20 protein-coding genes are annotated in these 17,722 nt (G+C 38.8%); 8 read left to right on the top strand and 12 right to left on the bottom strand.

What is annotated here, in order from left to right; translation table 11 throughout:
• Positions 1 to 47: 47 nt before the first annotated feature.
• The 8 genes from SLH46_RS07675 to SLH46_RS07640 all read left to right on the top strand — a co-directional run bounded on the left by SLH46_RS07675 (position 48) and on the right by SLH46_RS07640 (position 7,776).
• Positions 48 to 1,409: an amidohydrolase gene (locus tag SLH46_RS07675; RefSeq protein ID WP_320280587.1), complete on the top strand. Its 1,362-nt coding sequence runs from the start codon at positions 48 to 50 to the stop codon at positions 1,407 to 1,409.
• A gap of 266 nt (positions 1,410 to 1,675) precedes the next feature.
• Complete coding sequence (locus SLH46_RS07670; RefSeq protein ID WP_320280586.1) at positions 1,676 to 1,864, top strand: hypothetical protein; 189 nt, start codon at positions 1,676 to 1,678, stop codon at positions 1,862 to 1,864.
• Positions 1,865 to 2,141: 277 nt separating this feature from the next.
• Positions 2,142 to 2,330 carry a hypothetical protein gene (locus SLH46_RS07665; protein WP_320280586.1) on the top strand — a complete coding sequence of 63 codons (189 nt, stop codon included), beginning with the start codon at positions 2,142 to 2,144 and terminating at the stop codon, positions 2,328 to 2,330.
• Positions 2,331 to 2,566: 236 nt separating this feature from the next.
• Positions 2,567 to 4,522 (top strand): hypothetical protein, encoded by a 1,956-nt coding sequence (locus SLH46_RS07660; protein ID WP_320280585.1) that lies wholly within the window; start codon positions 2,567 to 2,569, stop codon positions 4,520 to 4,522.
• A 276-nt stretch (positions 4,523 to 4,798) separates the two neighbouring features.
• Positions 4,799 to 4,963, top strand: a complete 165-nt coding sequence (locus tag SLH46_RS07655; RefSeq protein ID WP_320280584.1) for a hypothetical protein — start codon at positions 4,799 to 4,801, stop codon at positions 4,961 to 4,963.
• 283 nt (positions 4,964 to 5,246) lie between these two features.
• Entirely contained in the window at positions 5,247 to 5,711 is a 465-nt protein-coding gene (locus SLH46_RS07650; protein ID WP_320280583.1) for a hypothetical protein, read from the top strand.
• Positions 5,712 to 5,984: 273 nt separating this feature from the next.
• The gene (locus SLH46_RS07645; RefSeq protein WP_320280582.1) at positions 5,985 to 6,794 is read left to right on the top strand and encodes a DUF481 domain-containing protein; all 810 of its coding nucleotides are present in this window, start codon (positions 5,985 to 5,987) and stop codon (positions 6,792 to 6,794) included.
• 124 nt (positions 6,795 to 6,918) lie between these two features.
• Entirely contained in the window at positions 6,919 to 7,776 is an 858-nt protein-coding gene (locus SLH46_RS07640) for a hypothetical protein (RefSeq protein WP_320280581.1), read from the top strand.
• A gap of 530 nt (positions 7,777 to 8,306) precedes the next feature.
• Here the strand turns inward: SLH46_RS07640 and SLH46_RS07635 are convergent.
• From SLH46_RS07635 to SLH46_RS07580, 12 genes are all read right to left on the bottom strand, one after another.
• A complete protein-coding gene (locus SLH46_RS07635; RefSeq protein WP_320280580.1) occupies positions 8,307 to 8,651 on the bottom strand; it encodes a two-component regulator propeller domain-containing protein in 345 nt (114 codons plus the stop codon).
• A gap of 233 nt (positions 8,652 to 8,884) precedes the next feature.
• Complete coding sequence (locus tag SLH46_RS07630) at positions 8,885 to 9,343, bottom strand: hypothetical protein (RefSeq protein ID WP_320280579.1); 459 nt, start codon at positions 9,341 to 9,343, stop codon at positions 8,885 to 8,887.
• Between the two features lie 47 nt (positions 9,344 to 9,390).
• Positions 9,391 to 10,674 (bottom strand): site-specific integrase, encoded by a 1,284-nt coding sequence (locus SLH46_RS07625; RefSeq protein ID WP_320280578.1) that lies wholly within the window; start codon positions 10,672 to 10,674, stop codon positions 9,391 to 9,393.
• Between the two features lie 369 nt (positions 10,675 to 11,043).
• Positions 11,044 to 11,589: a hypothetical protein gene (locus SLH46_RS07620; protein WP_320280577.1), complete on the bottom strand. Its 546-nt coding sequence runs from the start codon at positions 11,587 to 11,589 to the stop codon at positions 11,044 to 11,046.
• 33 nt (positions 11,590 to 11,622) lie between these two features.
• Positions 11,623 to 12,045, bottom strand: coding sequence for a potassium channel family protein (locus SLH46_RS07615; RefSeq protein WP_320280576.1), 423 nt, complete (start codon positions 12,043 to 12,045; stop codon positions 11,623 to 11,625).
• Between the two features lie 81 nt (positions 12,046 to 12,126).
• On the bottom strand, positions 12,127 to 12,816 hold the full coding sequence (locus SLH46_RS07610; protein WP_320280575.1) for a DUF2490 domain-containing protein: 690 nt from the start codon (positions 12,814 to 12,816) through the stop codon (positions 12,127 to 12,129).
• A 146-nt stretch (positions 12,817 to 12,962) separates the two neighbouring features.
• Entirely contained in the window at positions 12,963 to 13,736 is a 774-nt protein-coding gene (locus SLH46_RS07605; RefSeq protein WP_320280574.1) for a hypothetical protein, read from the bottom strand.
• Positions 13,737 to 13,777: 41 nt separating this feature from the next.
• Complete coding sequence (locus SLH46_RS07600; RefSeq protein WP_320280573.1) at positions 13,778 to 14,305, bottom strand: HdeD family acid-resistance protein; 528 nt, start codon at positions 14,303 to 14,305, stop codon at positions 13,778 to 13,780.
• Between the two features lie 25 nt (positions 14,306 to 14,330).
• Positions 14,331 to 14,639, bottom strand: a complete 309-nt coding sequence (locus tag SLH46_RS07595; RefSeq protein ID WP_320280572.1) for a DUF5335 family protein — start codon at positions 14,637 to 14,639, stop codon at positions 14,331 to 14,333.
• Positions 14,640 to 14,703: 64 nt separating this feature from the next.
• Positions 14,704 to 15,216 carry a DUF1269 domain-containing protein gene (locus SLH46_RS07590; RefSeq protein WP_320280571.1) on the bottom strand — a complete coding sequence of 171 codons (513 nt, stop codon included), beginning with the start codon at positions 15,214 to 15,216 and terminating at the stop codon, positions 14,704 to 14,706.
• An 8-nt stretch (positions 15,217 to 15,224) separates the two neighbouring features.
• Positions 15,225 to 16,427, bottom strand: coding sequence for a C45 family autoproteolytic acyltransferase/hydolase (locus tag SLH46_RS07585; RefSeq protein ID WP_320280570.1), 1,203 nt, complete (start codon positions 16,425 to 16,427; stop codon positions 15,225 to 15,227).
• A 51-nt stretch (positions 16,428 to 16,478) separates the two neighbouring features.
• Positions 16,479 to 17,720, bottom strand: coding sequence for a C45 family peptidase (locus SLH46_RS07580; RefSeq protein WP_320280569.1), 1,242 nt, complete (start codon positions 17,718 to 17,720; stop codon positions 16,479 to 16,481).
• Between the last annotated feature and the right edge of the window lie 2 nt (positions 17,721 to 17,722).

The following is a 17,722-nucleotide window of genomic DNA, read 5'->3' as shown; positions in this document are numbered from 1 at the left end:
ACATCTTTGTATCGAACAAACAGTAATAACAATAAAAATTTAAAACGATGAAAACAACGATTAAAAGAAATTGGCTCATAGGAATGATGATCATTTTGATGATTTTTTCCGCCTTTACAGGTATGGCACAAGAAAGCACATTACCGAAATCGGTAATAGATAAAATGGAAAAGGTAGTTGACGCAAATGCAGAATATGTTCAGGATATTTACAAAGACATCCACGAGTTTGCAGAGTTGCCGTTTATGGAGTTTCGTACAGCCGGTGTGGTTGAACGAGAGCTGAAAAGCCTGGGATTTGAGGTATACACCGAAATCGGAATTACCGGCGTTGTAGGAATCCTCCGGAACGGCGACGGACCTGTTTTAATGTACCGCGGCGATATGGATGCCCTTTCGATTAAAGAAGAAACCGGATTGCCTTACGCCAGCAAGCAGGTAGTAACCAACCGCGAAGGAGAAGAAGTACCAGTGTCGCACATGTGCGGACACGATGCCAACACCACCTTTTTAATCGGTTTGGCCCATACCATGGCAGAAATGAAAAACGACTGGTCGGGTACCTTGGTTTTGGTAGCACAGCCTGCCGAAGAACTTGTGCAGGGTGCACAGGCTATGATCGACAACGGATTGTACACCAAACACAATGTACCTAAGCCCGATTATTTTCTTGCACAACACACCGGCCCACTTCCTGTTGGATCGATGACAGCATCGGCAGGTCGTATTATGACCGGAACCACACACATGGATGTAACTTTTCACGGAATTGGTGGGCACGGTTCTTCGCCACATCATGCAAAAGACCCGGTGGTTATGGCCGGAATGGCAATCGTACAGTTGCAAACCGTAGTGTCGCGTTATACCGACCCGAACGAGGTGGCGGTGTTAACCATCGGTAGCGTTCAGGCAGGAAAAGACTACAATGTAATTCCAACCGAGGCACACCTGAAACTAAAACTGCATTTCTCGAACGAGGAGACAATGAATAAAATGATTAAAGGCATTCACGACATTGTTAATAGCATCGCACTGGCGAACGATGTGTCGGAAGAAATGATGCCTACCATTACGCAAAGCGGATTTGGCCCGGCAGTGTATAACGATAAGGATTTTATCAGCCGGATCAGAAGCGTAACCGAAAAAGTTGATTTTGTAAACAACCGGATTGATGACTTTGTATCCTCTGGTTCTGAAGATGCCTTCGCCCTGATAAACGGATTGGATGATGTTAAAGGTGCTTACCTGTTTTTAGGAGGCGTTACCGCTGAAGAGTTTGCACAGGCTCAAAAAGAGGGAAAGGAATTTCCGTTTTTTGTACACGAACCTTATTACCACGTGTCGATGGAGGGAATAACCTTTGGAACAAAAACAGCAGCTTTAATAGCGCTTGACATTCTGCAGAAGTAAGAAATCACAAAACAGATCGTAGTGAGCCCGGCCTTTGGTCGGGCCTTTTGCATTTACAATTTAGTATATCAATATCTCTGCAATCGCGCCCCCGAAGTTTCGGTGCTTCCTCGTGATAGGTTGGTTAGCAACGCACAGAGACTTTTTTACGTATTGGCCCTTTTGGGATTTCACCTGACCGACATGGAGTAAAATACCGGACCAAAAGCCCGCATCTTTGTATCGAACATTAAAACAAACAGTAATAACAATTAAAATTTAAAACGATGAAAAAATTAAAAAGATTAGCAGTAGCATTTGTATTATTAGCAGGTATTGGAGTAGCAATGACATCATGTTCGGAAGACTATTATTACGATGAGCCGGTACAACCGCTTCCGCCCTCAGCGGAAAATCCTATGAATCCAGGAACAGATTATCCGACCAAACCTGGTCCAGAAGCTTACAACTACTAAAGAGGAGTTAACGCATTTAGATTGAACAATTGATTTGCAAAAGCCCGGTACTTTGAAAACAGTGTTTTCGGTTCCGGGTTTTTTGTTTCTCATTTCACATTCAAGTATAAAAATACTCACGAGTAATAACGGCATTTAAAAACTGACAAATCACCACTCTCCTGTTGATCTTTTTGGGCTTTCAACTGGCCGGCATGGAGTAAAATACCGGACCAAAAGCCCGCATCTTTGTATCGAACATTAAAACAAACAGTAATAACAATTAAAATTTAAAACGATGAAAAAATTAAAAAGATTAGCAGTAGCATTTGTATTATTAGCAGGTATTGGAGTAGCAATGACATCATGTTCGGAAGACTATTATTACGATGAGCCGGTACAACCGCTTCCGCCCTCAGCGGAAAATCCTATGAATCCAGGAACAGATTATCCGACCAAACCTGGTCCAGAAGCTTACAACTACTAAAGAGGAGTTAACGCATTTAGATTGAACAATTGATTGATGAAAAGCCCGGTATTTTATGCCGGGCTTTTTCATTCGTTTTAATATGGTTATTTAGTTGGAATTGGCATCGAAATTCTTTTGGACTCATAAAATACATCCTTGATCCTTTTGGGACAATCCTTGAACTTTTCTGACTAAAAAGAAGGCCGGCATTCCAGCATATTTGCAGAAGTAATAACAATTAAAACAGTTAAGTTATGAAAGCAATATTAGGAACAGTCCTGGTTGTGGTGCTTTCTCTTGGTGGATTTGCATCACCCATAATTTTCGGGGATAAGGACATAAAAAGCCCGGAAAACAATTTCTCAGTTGAGTTACTGAGTGTTTCTCCTGAGTTTAACGCAGGCGAAAAAGGAACCTTTGAGATGAGCAGCGCCTTTTTGGCGAAACAGAATAGCTCGTCGGAAGAATACTTTGGCTCTGTATGGGCCGAATTTGAGATAAATGAAGGAAGTACTTCGGGCATGTACGAAATAAAGAACTGGAAAGTAAACGATATTCGGTTGGCTGAAGATCTCCCGGAAGAAGAAAAAGCACAAATAGAAACTGCTTTTTATAGTGAGCTGACAGCACGTTTTAGTGAAATACCAAAGAGCGCTATTTTAGGGCTACACACCTCTACAAACATATACGATGAAGAGGGATTTAATACAGAGGTACCGTCGGTTCTCTACTCTAATCAACCTTCGGCATTGATCGTTATCGACGGAGAGCCTTACTACGAAGAGCTGGATAAGCGTTACTCGAAGGTTGCGAATACAGGGGCTTTCATTGTTAAAGACAATAAAAAAGACATGCATTATATGTACGGTGGTGGTCTTTGGTTTTCTTCTGGTAATGCTTTGCAGGGATGGGAGTATAACGACAAGGCGCCCAACCGCATCAACCGTGTAATGAAAAAACATGCACGCGATTTATACGATAATAAGCAGGAGCAGCAGTTTCAGATACGGATAGTACCGGATATTATTGTATCAACCGAGCCGGCAGAGCTTATTTCGACTGATGGCAGTCCGAAATATGTGCTTATTCAGAAAACAAAATTGGCATACGTGGAAAATTCGGATGCTGAACTATTCAGAGATGTAAATACACATAAGTATTATTCCCTGTTTTCAGGACGATGGTTTGTAGCCGAACGTTTGGAAGGAAGTTGGCAACATGTAGCTCCGGGAGACTTACCGGCCGATTTTGCCCAAATTCCGGAAGATCACGAAAAAGCGAATGTACTGGTAAGTGTGCCCGGCACAAAAGCGGCTAAAAATGCGGTAAGAGATGCGCAGGTTCCTAACATTACAAAAAATGACATTTCTAAAGCGCTTAATACCAAAGTGGCGTATAACGGAGATCCTGAGTTTGCAAAAATCCACGGAACGGGATTATCGTATGCAGTGAATACGTCGAGCCCGGTGCTTTTGTGGAGAAGCAGATATTATCTGGTTGAGGATGCAGTTTGGTATCATTCTTCAAATCCTTATGGTCCCTGGCAAATAGCCACGCAACGCCCGGATGGTGTTGAAGATATTCCTGCCGACAATCCACTGTACAATATAAAGTATGTTTACATTTATAAGAATACCGACAATGTGGTTTATTCCGGCTATACTTCGGGTTACACCGGATCGTATGTTCATGGTCCTACGGTAGTATTCGGTACCGGATTTCATTACCACGGGTGGCATGGTCGTTTTTACTACCATCACCCAATGACTTATGGTTATGGATTTTTCTACGACCCATTTTACGGATGGGTGCCTGTTTATTCACCGTGGTTTCGTTCGTCGTTTTACTGGAACTGGCACATGAGCTGGGGATGGGGCTGGAATTGGCACTGGCACGGATACCGACCACCTTATTATCGTCCGCCACACCACAGGCCAAAGCCCGAACATCCAATCGAGCGTCCAGGACGTCCGGCAACACGACCTGAGCAACCGGTAGCAAGGCCCGATCGACCAACAACACGACCAAGCCAGCCGAATGTGCGACCAACGCAACCAAGTGCAAGGCCCAGTCAGCCGAGTGTGCGACCAACACCTCCGGCAGCAAGGCCCAGTCAGCCGATAATGCGACCGTCGCAGCCAAGTACGCGACCAATGCAACCGGCAGCACGTCCGGCACCTGGTCCGGCTCCGGCCCAAATGAGGAGATAGAATCATAAGCTGTTTGCAATGAGATATAGTACAGTAATAGACAAGCAAACATAAAAGGAAATTCTAAAAACTATGAAATAACAAATAGTGTCGTTTGTTATTACTGTAAGTTCAAAAGTGGGGGCAGGCAATTGGGTCTGCCCCTTTTTGATTGAAAAAAAGTAGCATTTTAATTTGAGCCTTTAGGGATAATTGGCGAACCTAAAAGAGTAAAAGACAGAAAGACTGGACGTTACATTTGTGGTATAAAAATATTAACAAATAAAATAGAGAATCATGAAAAAGAAGAAAATTGGAATAATTGTAACCGTATCGTTGTTTGCATTAATATTGGTTACGACCCTTACAAGTAGTAAGGCGGAAACATTTCATTCTGCTGAAGAGGAAGAGGTGTTGCAACTGGAAGATTGGATGATAGACGAACAAACATGGAAAATTTAAGAGTTAATCGACAAAAAAAGGATTTGCTTATTGACGGACACTCATGATCTATATTCAGTCAATTCGGTAATAAATAATGAGAAGTTTGTTTTTGATGCAAATTCACAGACAAGGGGTCGGCACATTGGGTCGGCCCCTTTTTTTGTTTAAATCGTCAATTACACGACATTCACAAAGCTATTTGAAATGACCTAATAGGAGCAGTGGACGAGCCGATTCGGCAGTAACAACATCGTTTCCAGACATACATTTGCAGTAGTAATAACATTTAAAACAACACATAATGAAAAGAAGTAATCAAAACATTTTTATGCCATTTAAATCAAATGGGAATCCAGTAATGAACCGTCTTTCTAACAAAAGAAAATCGTCACTGATGGCAGCCTTCTCAAACCTAAACCGTTCAATTGAAGGCGTGAATTTCGTACACTGTATTTCAACACAAAAGGATGACACGGATTTTTACACAACGTACGATCTTGATGCTGAAAATGCCGGTTTTGTGAGCGAAACGAAAAGTGATCCACGATTCATTTTCGATGCTACGGTTGTTGATCGTACGGATAGTGCAAACCGGGAGCCCATCCAGAACAAAGAAACGCCGATTATCTCCTTGCATTGGGCCGAAATCACAGATCACGATTCATTAATCGAACAAAATCCGGAAGACGGGAAAGTGCCTGTCAATAGGGAGAATATATTGGCAGATGAGAAGAGGGATCACAAACCATATTTCTGGTTTGTCTGAATTTTAAACAATAATCAGTTTTTAATAACTCACTTGTGATGCCCCCTTTCATTCATTTAATCCCGGTAATTTTATGAAAAGGCAGTCGTTTTGATTGCCTTTTTTATGTTTTAGGCAAAAATCAGTTACTGCATCTTGTCCCCATAGATTCATAACTAACCATTAATTGCTAACCCCGAAAAAAGTTACATAAAAGAAGTTCGATAAAATTTCTTCATTTATCTTTGAAATAATTAAGTCAAATTCATGTCATAAACGAATATCACTGAGCCGATGATGAAGATCAAAATATCAATCTTGGTTTTTCTTTTTTGCGTTAAGACTTTTGCGCTCTTTGCCTTCGATCCGGGCAAAAATTCACAATTCATTTCTGACACGACAAAAATTGAAGTCGATACAACTACCAGCGACTCTATCCGAAAATGGACTACCAGCGATTCTTACGTTAGTGGTTCTCTGGAATGGACAAATGAGGACGATGACAGAGAGTTTGAATTTGATCTCCAGTTTGGAGCAAACTTTATCGGAAAAAAGGATGAGATAGATGTCAAACTAGAATCAGATTTTGGTATAAAAAACGGGAAACAGAAGGATAATGAACAGGATTTGAGGGTAAATTGGTACCATACCCTTCACAAAAAATGGCACCTGGCCGGGCAGGGTCGAGTTGAACGCAATCAACGAACAATCGAAAATACCCAATACGATTATCTGATTTGGCTGGCGGGGATTGGCCCGGGCTACAATCTCGAATTTGAAGATACAGGAAACAGTCGCATTTCAATTCTGTACAATTATATTCAGCTATTTGTTTTTAAAGGAAACATGGAAGCACATACCAGGGCTCCCTCCATTTATCTTGACAATGATTACCAGCTCTCTAAAAAAGTAAACTTAAAAAACTGGACCAGTATTCTTTTCTATGATATTGATGATGTAGGATATGAACTTGAAACCGAATTTGCATATTCGATTACTGAACATCTTGCACTTGGTTTGCGTCATTACTATTTATATAACGGCCCTACATTAAAATACAACAAATCAAAAGAGCTCAGGATATTTACTAAAATCACGTTTTGACAGAAATCCTGAGAGTCTCAGTTTTGATAAAGAGCATGTGATAAATATTTTTTTCGATAATCTAACATTATATTTTTGTAGTATTTTCAATTCATTTTTTGCTGAGACCGAGAAGTTTATTGAAATGAAAATTGCCATATTCATAATCATATTAACCTTACTAAATGGGCAACTGTATGCGCAGGGGTCAAACGAAACAGAAAAATCCAAAACAAAGGTTGGCTTTTTGGAAGAAGAACGAAAGTGGAGTGTTGAATTGCCTATCTGGATACCAGGTTTTCGAGGCGAGTTTGCATATGGCGAGGCAGGTATAGAAGGAGAAGATGGAACCACCCCAATTCCTGATCACCCAATTGATAATCCAGGATTTGGAGATGTTTTCAAAAGGCTCTTCCGAACACGTTTCGACCTGAACTACTTCCTGGTATTAGGAGTTTCATATGATGACGAGCGTTTATACGGTGAAATGGATGCATTCACCGGCACTCTTGGATCTTCGATTATTTTCAGGACGATTAACTATAAACTTGTTCGAGCAAGTGTTCATGCAGATTTGGTCCATATCAGACTTGGATATAATTTGTATGAGCGAACAATACAATCAAACAAAGGGAAATACCAGTTGTATGGAATAGCCGGAACACGTTTACATAACTTTTATATAAAAGCAGGGAATAGTGATATCCAGGAGTATTTGGCAATATCTCCACTATGGATCGAACCTATTCTGGGTGGCCGCAACGAAATACTCTATAAGAACTGGAAGTTTATATTACAAGGAGATATAGGAAGTTTCTGGATAAATGATAAATTCTCATATCAGTTTAATTTACATGCCTATTACCGGGCAAGCAACCTCGTGTCATTAAAAATAGGCTGGAACAGTTGGTATATAAATTATCGAGATATTTTTCGTAAAGAAGACTTGCTTATTAAAACTCACCTTGCTGGTCCTATAGCGTCTGTGTCATTTCATTTTTAAAACTAAAGTTTCATGGAATAGTGAAATGTTGAGATTGAAATTCTGAGTTATCTTCTACTGAATACTCCTGTAAGAGTGATGCATCTATATTGCTTTCAAATCGACATCCTGTTTTAAAATCATCTATCCACAGTTAACGACTGTAGAAAACGATGAGCCAAACGGCTGAATAATAAATGCAATGAGCGTAGTGGGTTGCAGTTATTGTTCAAGCATCGCGAGCCGTCTGCGAGTTGAACGAGGGTCTCACAAAAAGCAGGTTGAAGTATGAAACCGGTTTGTGTGATATCTGTGTAGTGACGCAGGAATGGAATAGACGAAACCGCCAGGCTATCACTTAATAAAAATCCCGGTTGAAGCCTGAGCGATCCGCAGGCGAGCCCAACACGGGCAGCGGTTGGATTTTAAGCTCTTGTATAAAGGAACGACTATAAGTGCTTAAAATACAGAGGAAGCTGCCATGAGGAAGATTGAGGAGCGCAAAAAACATGACAAGCTGCTGTATGCACCCGAAGGGCTTTGTGTGAGTTTTATTCCATTAAAGCAAGCCTGGTATAAAACTCGTACAAAGGCTTGGCGAGTAGTTTGCTGACAAGTAATGACGAATACCTTTCTTCCTCAATAGAAAGAATATTTTCCACCGGTTCCGAGAATTTATCGGTATACGGTTTGATCTCTGCTCCATCGAAACGGTCTAATCCGCGCAGTGTACCAAACCATATAAACCCATGTGAGTCTTTATATATTGCATTTACCTCATTATTCGATAATCCTTTCTCAACTGTTAGTCGTATAAACGAATATTTTGAGGCAACAGAATAATTGCTTATCAGAGTAAAAATAAAAAGGGCAAGTACTTTTACGATCAGTCTCATTAACTTTGAAAATAGCTGTTAGTCGTTTCAAAGTTAAATAAAAGAAATTTAGACTAAAAAGCACTATTATGAGAAACAATAATTGAAAACGAATAATACTCCTTTGCAGTATTTTATCGCACATTTCTCAACAAAGTGAACAAATGATATTCTAATTATAAAAAAGTTGTAAAAACTCAATGACTACCTTAATTACTTCGTTTCTTTAAGGAGTATACAACAGCTCGGCATATTTAGTTGATATCATATTTTAAAACAGGATCAGAACCATCCGACAAGGTCAAGTAAGTTTTTGCTTTTTCCCAAGCATTAGTTATTAATTTCTTCTCATATTTTTCATGAATAGATTTTAACCATTTCGTCATCTCAACTTCCGTATACATTGGTACAAAACCACCATGATGGCTATCATAACTAAATTGCCCAGAGAACTTAATATTCTTTACGATTTCGTATTTATCAGATCCTCCTGTTAAAGCTGGGAGTGTCAGATTTCGCTCTTTGTCAATCACATAGTCATTACGAATCAAATACTTGACCATCGGTAATGGGTTCGTAAAGTTCCCCAAACCTCTCATTTTATCCTTAAATTTTTGATAAAGATCTGGATATCTATCAAGAGCAATTAATATATAATACCCGTAGCGTGTTTTTCCAATACCGTGTAAAGTCACCGAAGTCGTTCTATTCATGCGAAATATTTAAATAACCTGTTCCGAAATCTACAATCATACCATTTTTACAACACTTGTCCTGCTTCATCAATGACTGACATATCCAAATCATCTAAATAGATTTGCGTCGTTTGGACATCCTGATGACCGAGAATTTGGCTTATTTTGTCAACTGTGATACCATTATTCCTGAGTTGCATTGACATTGTGTGTCGCGACACATAGGAAGTCAGATTCAATTCAAATCCTAAATCTTTTCCCAGTTCCCGAAGGTCTTTAACGATTCTTTTACGCCTGTTTACGATGTGATTATAAAGTAGATTATCATTGTCATGTAAAACGGTTACAATTGGAAGTAAATAATCTCCAAGCGGCTTCTTAAATGCCCGAAGTTGATTAATTAAATCCTGTATCTCTGGTTTAATGTAAATGGACAATAATTTTGAACTTTTTTTAGTTTTCGTTTTTTCCCGTTTATATATGATATAATCACCTTTTTCCAATTTCACTATATTCTCCATTTTAAGCCGTGCCATATCAACAACATTAATTCCGTAACAGTGGTAAGAGAACAAAAAAACCAACCGGGCATATTCCCTATTGGGGATAATTGATTGACTATTTTTCAATATATTTAATTGTTCAGTAGGCAAATATCTTTTTGCTGTACGAGTTTCAATCGCTCCAATCTGGAATGCTCCTCTTCCAAACGGATATGTATCACGGCTTGATTCCTTATCTTGAATTGCTTTGTTTAAAAGTGCTCGTAAAGTCCTTAGATAATGACTTCTTGAATTTCCTTTTAGGTTACGTTTCTGTAGAAAAATGTCAAAGGACTTTACGTAGCTAAGGTCTATTTCAGAAAATACGCGATTAGAGAATTTTTTATCGAATAGATCGATCATATGCATCGTTTCAGAATATGTTCTGGAATTGCCTGCGTTACCTGTCTGATTTAAGATATCAATATGTTTCTTAAAGTACTCTGCAACATTACGATGTTCTTTTTTACCAACGAACTCAGTCTTGAACTGGTTAATTGTCCAATCCTTTCTTTCTCTCTCAAACTGACTTAAAATTTCTTTTACCCTTAAATTTTTCTTCTCGATAAAATCATTTTTTAGTTTCCTATCCTCATTCGCTTTTTTTTCTTCTGCTGTTCGCAACCTCTTTTTGATAATGAACCTTTCTTGTTCATCATCCCAGTCATCTTTTTTTCCCCAGATCCTTAAACTAATATATCCCCGTTTCCCTGACTTGGAAATTTCGAGCATTACTGCGTATTCATCTTCAGAGTTCGGAGAACTTGATCGCATCTTAAATTTGTACTTCCCATGTAATGGCTTCATATTTTGTCGCAGTTTTGTCGCAGCATTCTATCAATAACGATATAAATACGAGTTTTATTAATTCACACAAAACCCCTATATTTAGGGACAAATATACGACAAATACTAATAGTAATGAATAAATACAAATTAAAAAATACCTGCTTTGGGAGCAGGGGGTCCCAGGTTCGAATCCTGGTATCCCGACTTAAAAATCAAAGAGTTACAAGATTTATTTCTTGTGACTCTTTTTTGTTTGCACAAATTTTGCACAAGAATCAGGTCAATTATTATCAATTATTCATAAGAAATCGAGTCTTAGCCTGATCGACGACACAAGAGTAACAATCTTATTTTTCTGTTTGCTGGTCTTTTGTTTTCAAAACCATTTCAAAGATTATCATCAATGCTTTCATTTTTCTTCTTCGATTTGAATAATCCAAAAAACTCTCTGAAAAAAGACTCCATTAAAATATACCGAAACATTTGTGAATCCACTTTCAACTTATCCTTTTTCATTTCAATTATTCCATGCACATTCAATATTTCTGCTTTTGCTCCTTTTAGTGTTTTGTGTTGAAGGTCGATATCAAAAACAGCTACAATAAACTTAAGAAACAAGTTGGCGAAAATTGGTTTTTTGAAAGCTATGATTCTGATCCCTATAATCAAAATAGTTACAAAAAAAGATCCTCCAATAATCCAATAGCCTGCAACTTCGCCTACCAATAAATTATTAAAAATAGTTGCCAAGGCTAGCGAACAAAATATAATAACCATAAAAAACAGAATGGCTATAACAAAAATCGAAACGAAAACACCTAAAAGTAAAGCTACTTTTTCTGACTGTTTTATCGAAAACAACTTCAGATAATCGCCAATCAACGACTCGGTATCGTGTTTTATATCTTGTACATTCTCAGTTAAAGTTGTCATAAATTGTTGTTTTAAGTTCTAACTATTATCCAACTAATTCTTCTTATTCAAAATAATATTTTGGATAGCTCCCATTACAATTGCAGTTGACCAACCAAATACTATAATTCCTGACGCTGCCTCTAATGAAGCCAGTATTCTCCAATTAACATCTAAAGTGATGTCGCCATATCCAAGAGTTGTGAATGTAACTATAGAAAAATAGACCGCTTCTTCAAAATGCTCAAAAGCCGCTAACTTCACGTAGCATACGGCCCAAATTATTGACTCAAGTAATGAGGTAAGAATCAGCAGAAGTACAATACTATCGAGCCAAATAAAGTTTCGGATTCTTCCTATTATGGCCGGACCTGATTTTGATCTTCTAATTATATGAATTGAGATTTTTGTCGCCCAAAGATGTATTAAGCTAACGATGACTATTATAACAGAACCGATTAAGATTTGATTTATCATTTTAGCAGATATATTAAGTTAGTATTTGTTCTGTTTTTTCATGATAAGAGATTATTACTTAAGAAGGCTATTATTTAATGATCAGAAATCTATTGTTTTGGCAGGCACATATCTAAATTCTTTATTTAAGGTGAATGTAAATTGAATAAATAGAACTCCATTCCATAAGATTTCTTCTCCTGTATCCCTCGAACCGACATAATAATTCAAACTCACAAGATGCTTGGGATCTATCTTGTAGTGAAATCCGCCTCCGAACCTAATTACTTCAAAACCGGTGTATCTTTCTCCGATCCTGTATAAAGGCCCTCCCCCAATGTAGGGGGTCCATTTTTCATTGAGAAGATAATTGAAGTATATAATATTTCTTATTCCATAAGATGTAGATTTCCCAACCGGTATGTCAATTTGTGCTTTAAACTGATTGATGAATCGTAACCTTTTGAACATTGTTTTATAGATTACTCCTGTTCCGAATCGGCACTCATTTGCAGATGTACGAATCGAATACCTAAAATCCGGGACTATTTCAAAGTGGTTCCCGGCCAGGTATCTTGCGGCACCTTCAAGATACCATCTGTCCAACTGTCTCATATCCTGGGAAAACCGGGTCTGATATTCAACAGAATAAATCCATTTTGATTGTCCCATAACCAGCCGGGCACCAGTCCACAGCTCATTATCCCATTTGTCTGTGCTATTCTGAGCCATGGAATGAAGCTGTGAGGTAATCAACAATGCCATGAAAAATAGAGTTTTATAACTTCTCATTTGAATTCTTTCCAGTCAAGTTCTATCGTACTATCCAAGTTCAAATTGCTAGCGACTCTCCCAAAAGTTTATTAAAGATTCAGCTGGGATCTATCTATATTTTTGAGTTGCCTATGAGTTTTGATACTCTCGAGATAATTCTACTTTTATCTTTTATGATGCTTTTTATCCTTCCAGATTAAGGCAGAAACTTCCATATTCTCTATATCCGCTTCAGTTATTTCATCACCTTCCAGGTTTTGTGAATCGAGAAGGTACATGACATTTGAATTTTCATCATACAAAAAGGCTTTATCCTTATGCACCATATGCTTTAGTTCTCTTCTCAGCTTTTTGACTTCCTTTACTGTCATCCCAACACTTACATCATATTCGTCGTGATGTTTTTTATCAGTAAAAATGACTTGCTCAATTTCCCCGGTCTCTTGGTCACTTATAACCTGAAAAGCATTTTTTTCTTCCCCTTTTTTATTAAAGCCTACCACTGTTTGAGTTTCTTCCAATGGCACAACCAGTTCACTTACATCTACTATTTCTTCAGCCTCATACTCTTGTTCTTCAATCATATCTATCAAGTACTCAAGGGTTGCGATTTCATACATTTCTTCAAGTTCTGCTTCTTCTTCCAGTTCAACCGCTTCTTCTGCAATTGCCTCATCAATTTCTTCTTCCTCTAACAGTGCATCCTCTTCATCAACCGGATCCACATTACCTTCAAAAGAAGTGTTCATTGCAATAGGTGACTCACTTGTTAATGGGAGATCACTTATTTCGTACTCCTCAACTACCCAAATATCTTCTTCAACTGACAGTTGCTCTTTATCATTTGATGTTTTTGTTTTACATGCCCCAAGTCCAACAAATATTAACGCAGCAAATAGGATACAGGCGCTTTTTAAAGTCATAATTTTTACTTTCATAGTTTTATAGTTTAATCAATTATTGAAAATTCGATTGGTCGCTATTTGCGGGATATAAAAAAGAGGGTAACATTAAAAATTCCACATAACAATATGCCTAAGCCAATCCAAACTGTAATTGCAATTGCTCCAACCAACAAGTTAGCTGTGATAAAATATCCTATAACGACCGTGAGCATTCCTGACAGTAACGATACCCACCAATACGAATCACCACTCTTCTTTATTTTAAAAGCTCCTATGAAAATAATTACACCATAAACCATCATCCAGAAACCTAAAACAAATGGCAGTACTGCAGCCGTAACAGCCGGATTTGACAGAAACATCAGTGCCAGTAATAAATCAATAATACCTTCTGCCAGCTTCCATCCCCAGCTATCGTCTACTTTACGAATTGCGAGAGCGGCAATTATCAGGAATACCCCTGTAACCAATAGGCTGATTCCGATATAAAACGCCAGGCCAACCAGGCTCTCAACCGGGTAACGAAATATGAAAAATGAAAGTAAAATGAATATTATCCCTTTTAACAAGATCAACCATCTGTATGTCTTCAATTTTTCCATGATATTTTATTTTGTTTAGTTAAACTTATACGAACCTAACAATCGTCGATTTCCGATGCTTATCCACAATTTCTAACTCAGACACCACTCCGTTTTCTTGTTTTGTAATAAAAAGTTTTGACGGAGAAAATACGGTGTGTGTTGAACCTTGGAGAGTAATAATCAGATCATCACCTTTACCGACTGGATCATAATTAACGCTTTCAATAGGTATGCTTTCTCCTAATGTTGAACCACTTGCCTCAATCGTACATAAACGCTCTTTATTACCAGATGAGAATGCATCCAGTCGTTCTTGCCATTCCGACTTTTCAATCTGTTTTTTTGTACTCATTTCCTTATTTTTAAGATGATTTTGATATCCGAAATGATGCCTGATAAGCAACACTTTCTGATACTTATTTATTGGCTTTTTTAAGCTCATTTTTTAATGCCGCTATTACTTCCTTGTCGAGTTCCGTTTCGAATACTTTTGCTTCATATTCCTCCAGTTCTCCTGTAAATTCGGCGATAGTTACATCTTCACCCAAAATAATCAGTGCTGATGTATCGGGTAGTAAAGAGGCAGCAAAATCATCCAACACCGGATCATCGAAATCGATGTTATCTGCTGCTCCGATCAATCCACCAATTGTGCCTCCATATGCAGCTCCGGCAATTAATCCTACCGGTCCAAAAAGGACTCCCAGCATGCCTCCCAGAAGCGCACCAAAACCGATCCCTCCCGGGACATTTGTACTATCCTGAGCCCAGGTGCTGTGCACACGGTAATTGCCTTTTTTATTTACTGAGATTTCTGCCACATCTCCTTCTTCCAACCAAAGAAAAGAATTGTCAGTTTCTTCTAATTTATCCAGCGCTTTACGAGCCGAATTTTTTCCGTCAAATACAAATGATTTAAATTGTGTCATGATTATCACTATTTGAAATACTTTTTAAAGTCTATCTCCAGCCAACCTGTAAATGTTGGAATTCTAACCCACCATTTCAGCTCAGCAGAATGTGTGATAATCTGATACATCGTTACATCACCACTTTCGCCACCTCCTGCTGAACGTTCTTGTCCAGCTTCAAACACGGAAAATCCAGTTCCTGTCAATGAACCATCATCGTTCCACATGGGAGCGTTCATCACTTCCATAAATACGGTTTCATCAAATTTTGACTTCCCAGTTGCCTTAAATGCCTCGTGCCATGCTTCTATACGTGGTTTCGTATACCATCCCGTGGCACCTGGAAGATTAGGGATGCCCCATGATGGAGACATAAATTGATTAGCGCGTAAAGAATACTCATCAGAAACATGTACTGCATAAGTTTCCGGTGATAATTCAAAGTGCGCACCCTGGTCAGGCTGACATACACCTAAAATACAGGGGTAATTAGCTTTTACGGTATTGAATACCACCTTCAATTCTTCAATTTTACTAAACTTCTGAAGAGTTTGGTTTACGTAAATAGGCAGATCAAAACGGTTGGAATAAGTTACTGGTTCAATTGATCCAATTCCGTTATTGAATTCAGTGTACAATCCTTCACTGTTCATCTGATCATTGTATCCAGCGAGTGTTCCGGCGATGCCCATTCCGGCAACACCAAAATCACCACCCACAGGATTAAGCACAGTAATAATACCTGTTTTAACAATTAATTCCCGTGCAAAATTCGGGAAGTCGAGATTACGTCCCATATAAGCAGTACCATCAACAGTTTTACTACCCCAAGCAACGAGTGAAGAACAGCCTGCTCGTCTGCCGAGAAGAATCAGCATAATCCAATTGTCCATAATTACCACTTCATTAAGGCTGAGCCCGGATGTTTCGGCGACGCCGGAATAGAGATCTTTCAGAGTTTTTGGTGCAGATGTATAAAAGGGGGTTCCAATCACCTCCATTATACTCTCAAAAGTAAGTTTACCGGAATCCATGAATACCTTTTTCCAGTAGTCGCGTGTTGCAACCATTTTTTCTTTTGCCAGTTCGCCATACTGACGGCCCATTTCTTTATAGGTCCCATTCAATACTATAAGATCAAGTGGCCCAATTTTGTATAAGCTGCCACCATTTGAATCTTTTACATGTTTTACATCTTTTACGATAAGATTCTTATCAATTTTTTCCATTTTTTTAAAATTTAATTATTGTTAATGTTGCCACTCCTTTGAATGGATTTTTTATTCATTATCTCCCCAAAGCTTATTCAAATCAATCTTAGTCCAATCAGCGAAATAATCTGGTACCGGTATTTTTAGCCAAACCTGACGATTTTTCACATCACAAACCATTTGGTAATTGGTTAAATCAGCATCCTGTTTAGCAGGTTTTGTTGCACCACCATTTTCTGCAAAAGATCCATCGGGATTAAATATTCGAAGGTCCATTATGTCACGAACAACTTGTGCATCCACTTTGCCTTTGTTTTCAGCCAGGCGATCTGTCATGTTTGCATAACGTCGCAATGAGTTACTTACGGTCTCGCGTTTTCCCAAACCCCAATTATCTCCCAGGAAAGTATTTACAACTGCCATTGATTCTCCTTCAGGAGAACGAAGACGATTCCCTCCCAAAGAAGAGCATTCCATTGAACCAGCCCCGTTTTCATCAGCTACTGAAAGAATCATTGAAGTACTGTTTTGCATACCGTTCAATTTGGATACAAGGGCAGAAAATGAAGCAGATTCGCTCATCAGATCAGTAAGGCTGTTCAGTATGGACGGTCTATTGAAATAAACCAGTGAACCTCCCATGCTAGTTCCGTCATGCACATCAAGATATACGCCATGCTCGTTTATAGCGGTAAAAGCACAGTACATTCCGGGCCAACCGGTAGTGGCAAATTTGTAGGACCCGTCGTTAGGGCAGCGAACAGTCAGCACTGTTGGGAATTTACAAAACTCTTCACTCCAATCCATATTACGGCCTGTGTACATACCACCATCAGTTGAATGCCCACCCCATGACATAATGGAAGTGCATCCGGCGAATGAATGAATCTTTGATTGGTAAATTCCAAATTCCATCACCTGATCCAGCATACAAACTTTATTGAGGGACCATCCGCTGCCTTCAGCCACCCCCTCATAAAACAGCTTGTTCCGAGTCGATGCTGTAGAGTAAGCCCTTTGAGTCACTTGTTCCATTACTTCATCCGTTATGGCGCCAGCCTTAACACCTGGTTGAACAACAATATCCCATGCTTTTTGCAGATAGTCACCCATCAGGGTGCCATATTGCTCGCCCATTTCTTTTGAGGAACCGGTTAATACCGGCACCAGAAAGCCGTTCGTTTCATATAATTTACCGGCTCCGGATTCTTTTAATAAGTTCAATTCAGAATCCTGCGCTTGTATTGTCAAAGTCAACAAAAGCGCAACAATGCTTACAAATGTTCTACGATTAATTCTTAAATTTTTCATGA

This window comes from Draconibacterium sp. IB214405 (assembly GCF_033963885.1).
Classification (GTDB): domain Bacteria; phylum Bacteroidota; class Bacteroidia; order Bacteroidales; family Prolixibacteraceae; genus Draconibacterium.
Note: the sequence above shows the minus strand (reverse complement) of the source record. Positions and strands in the feature narration are given on the sequence as shown.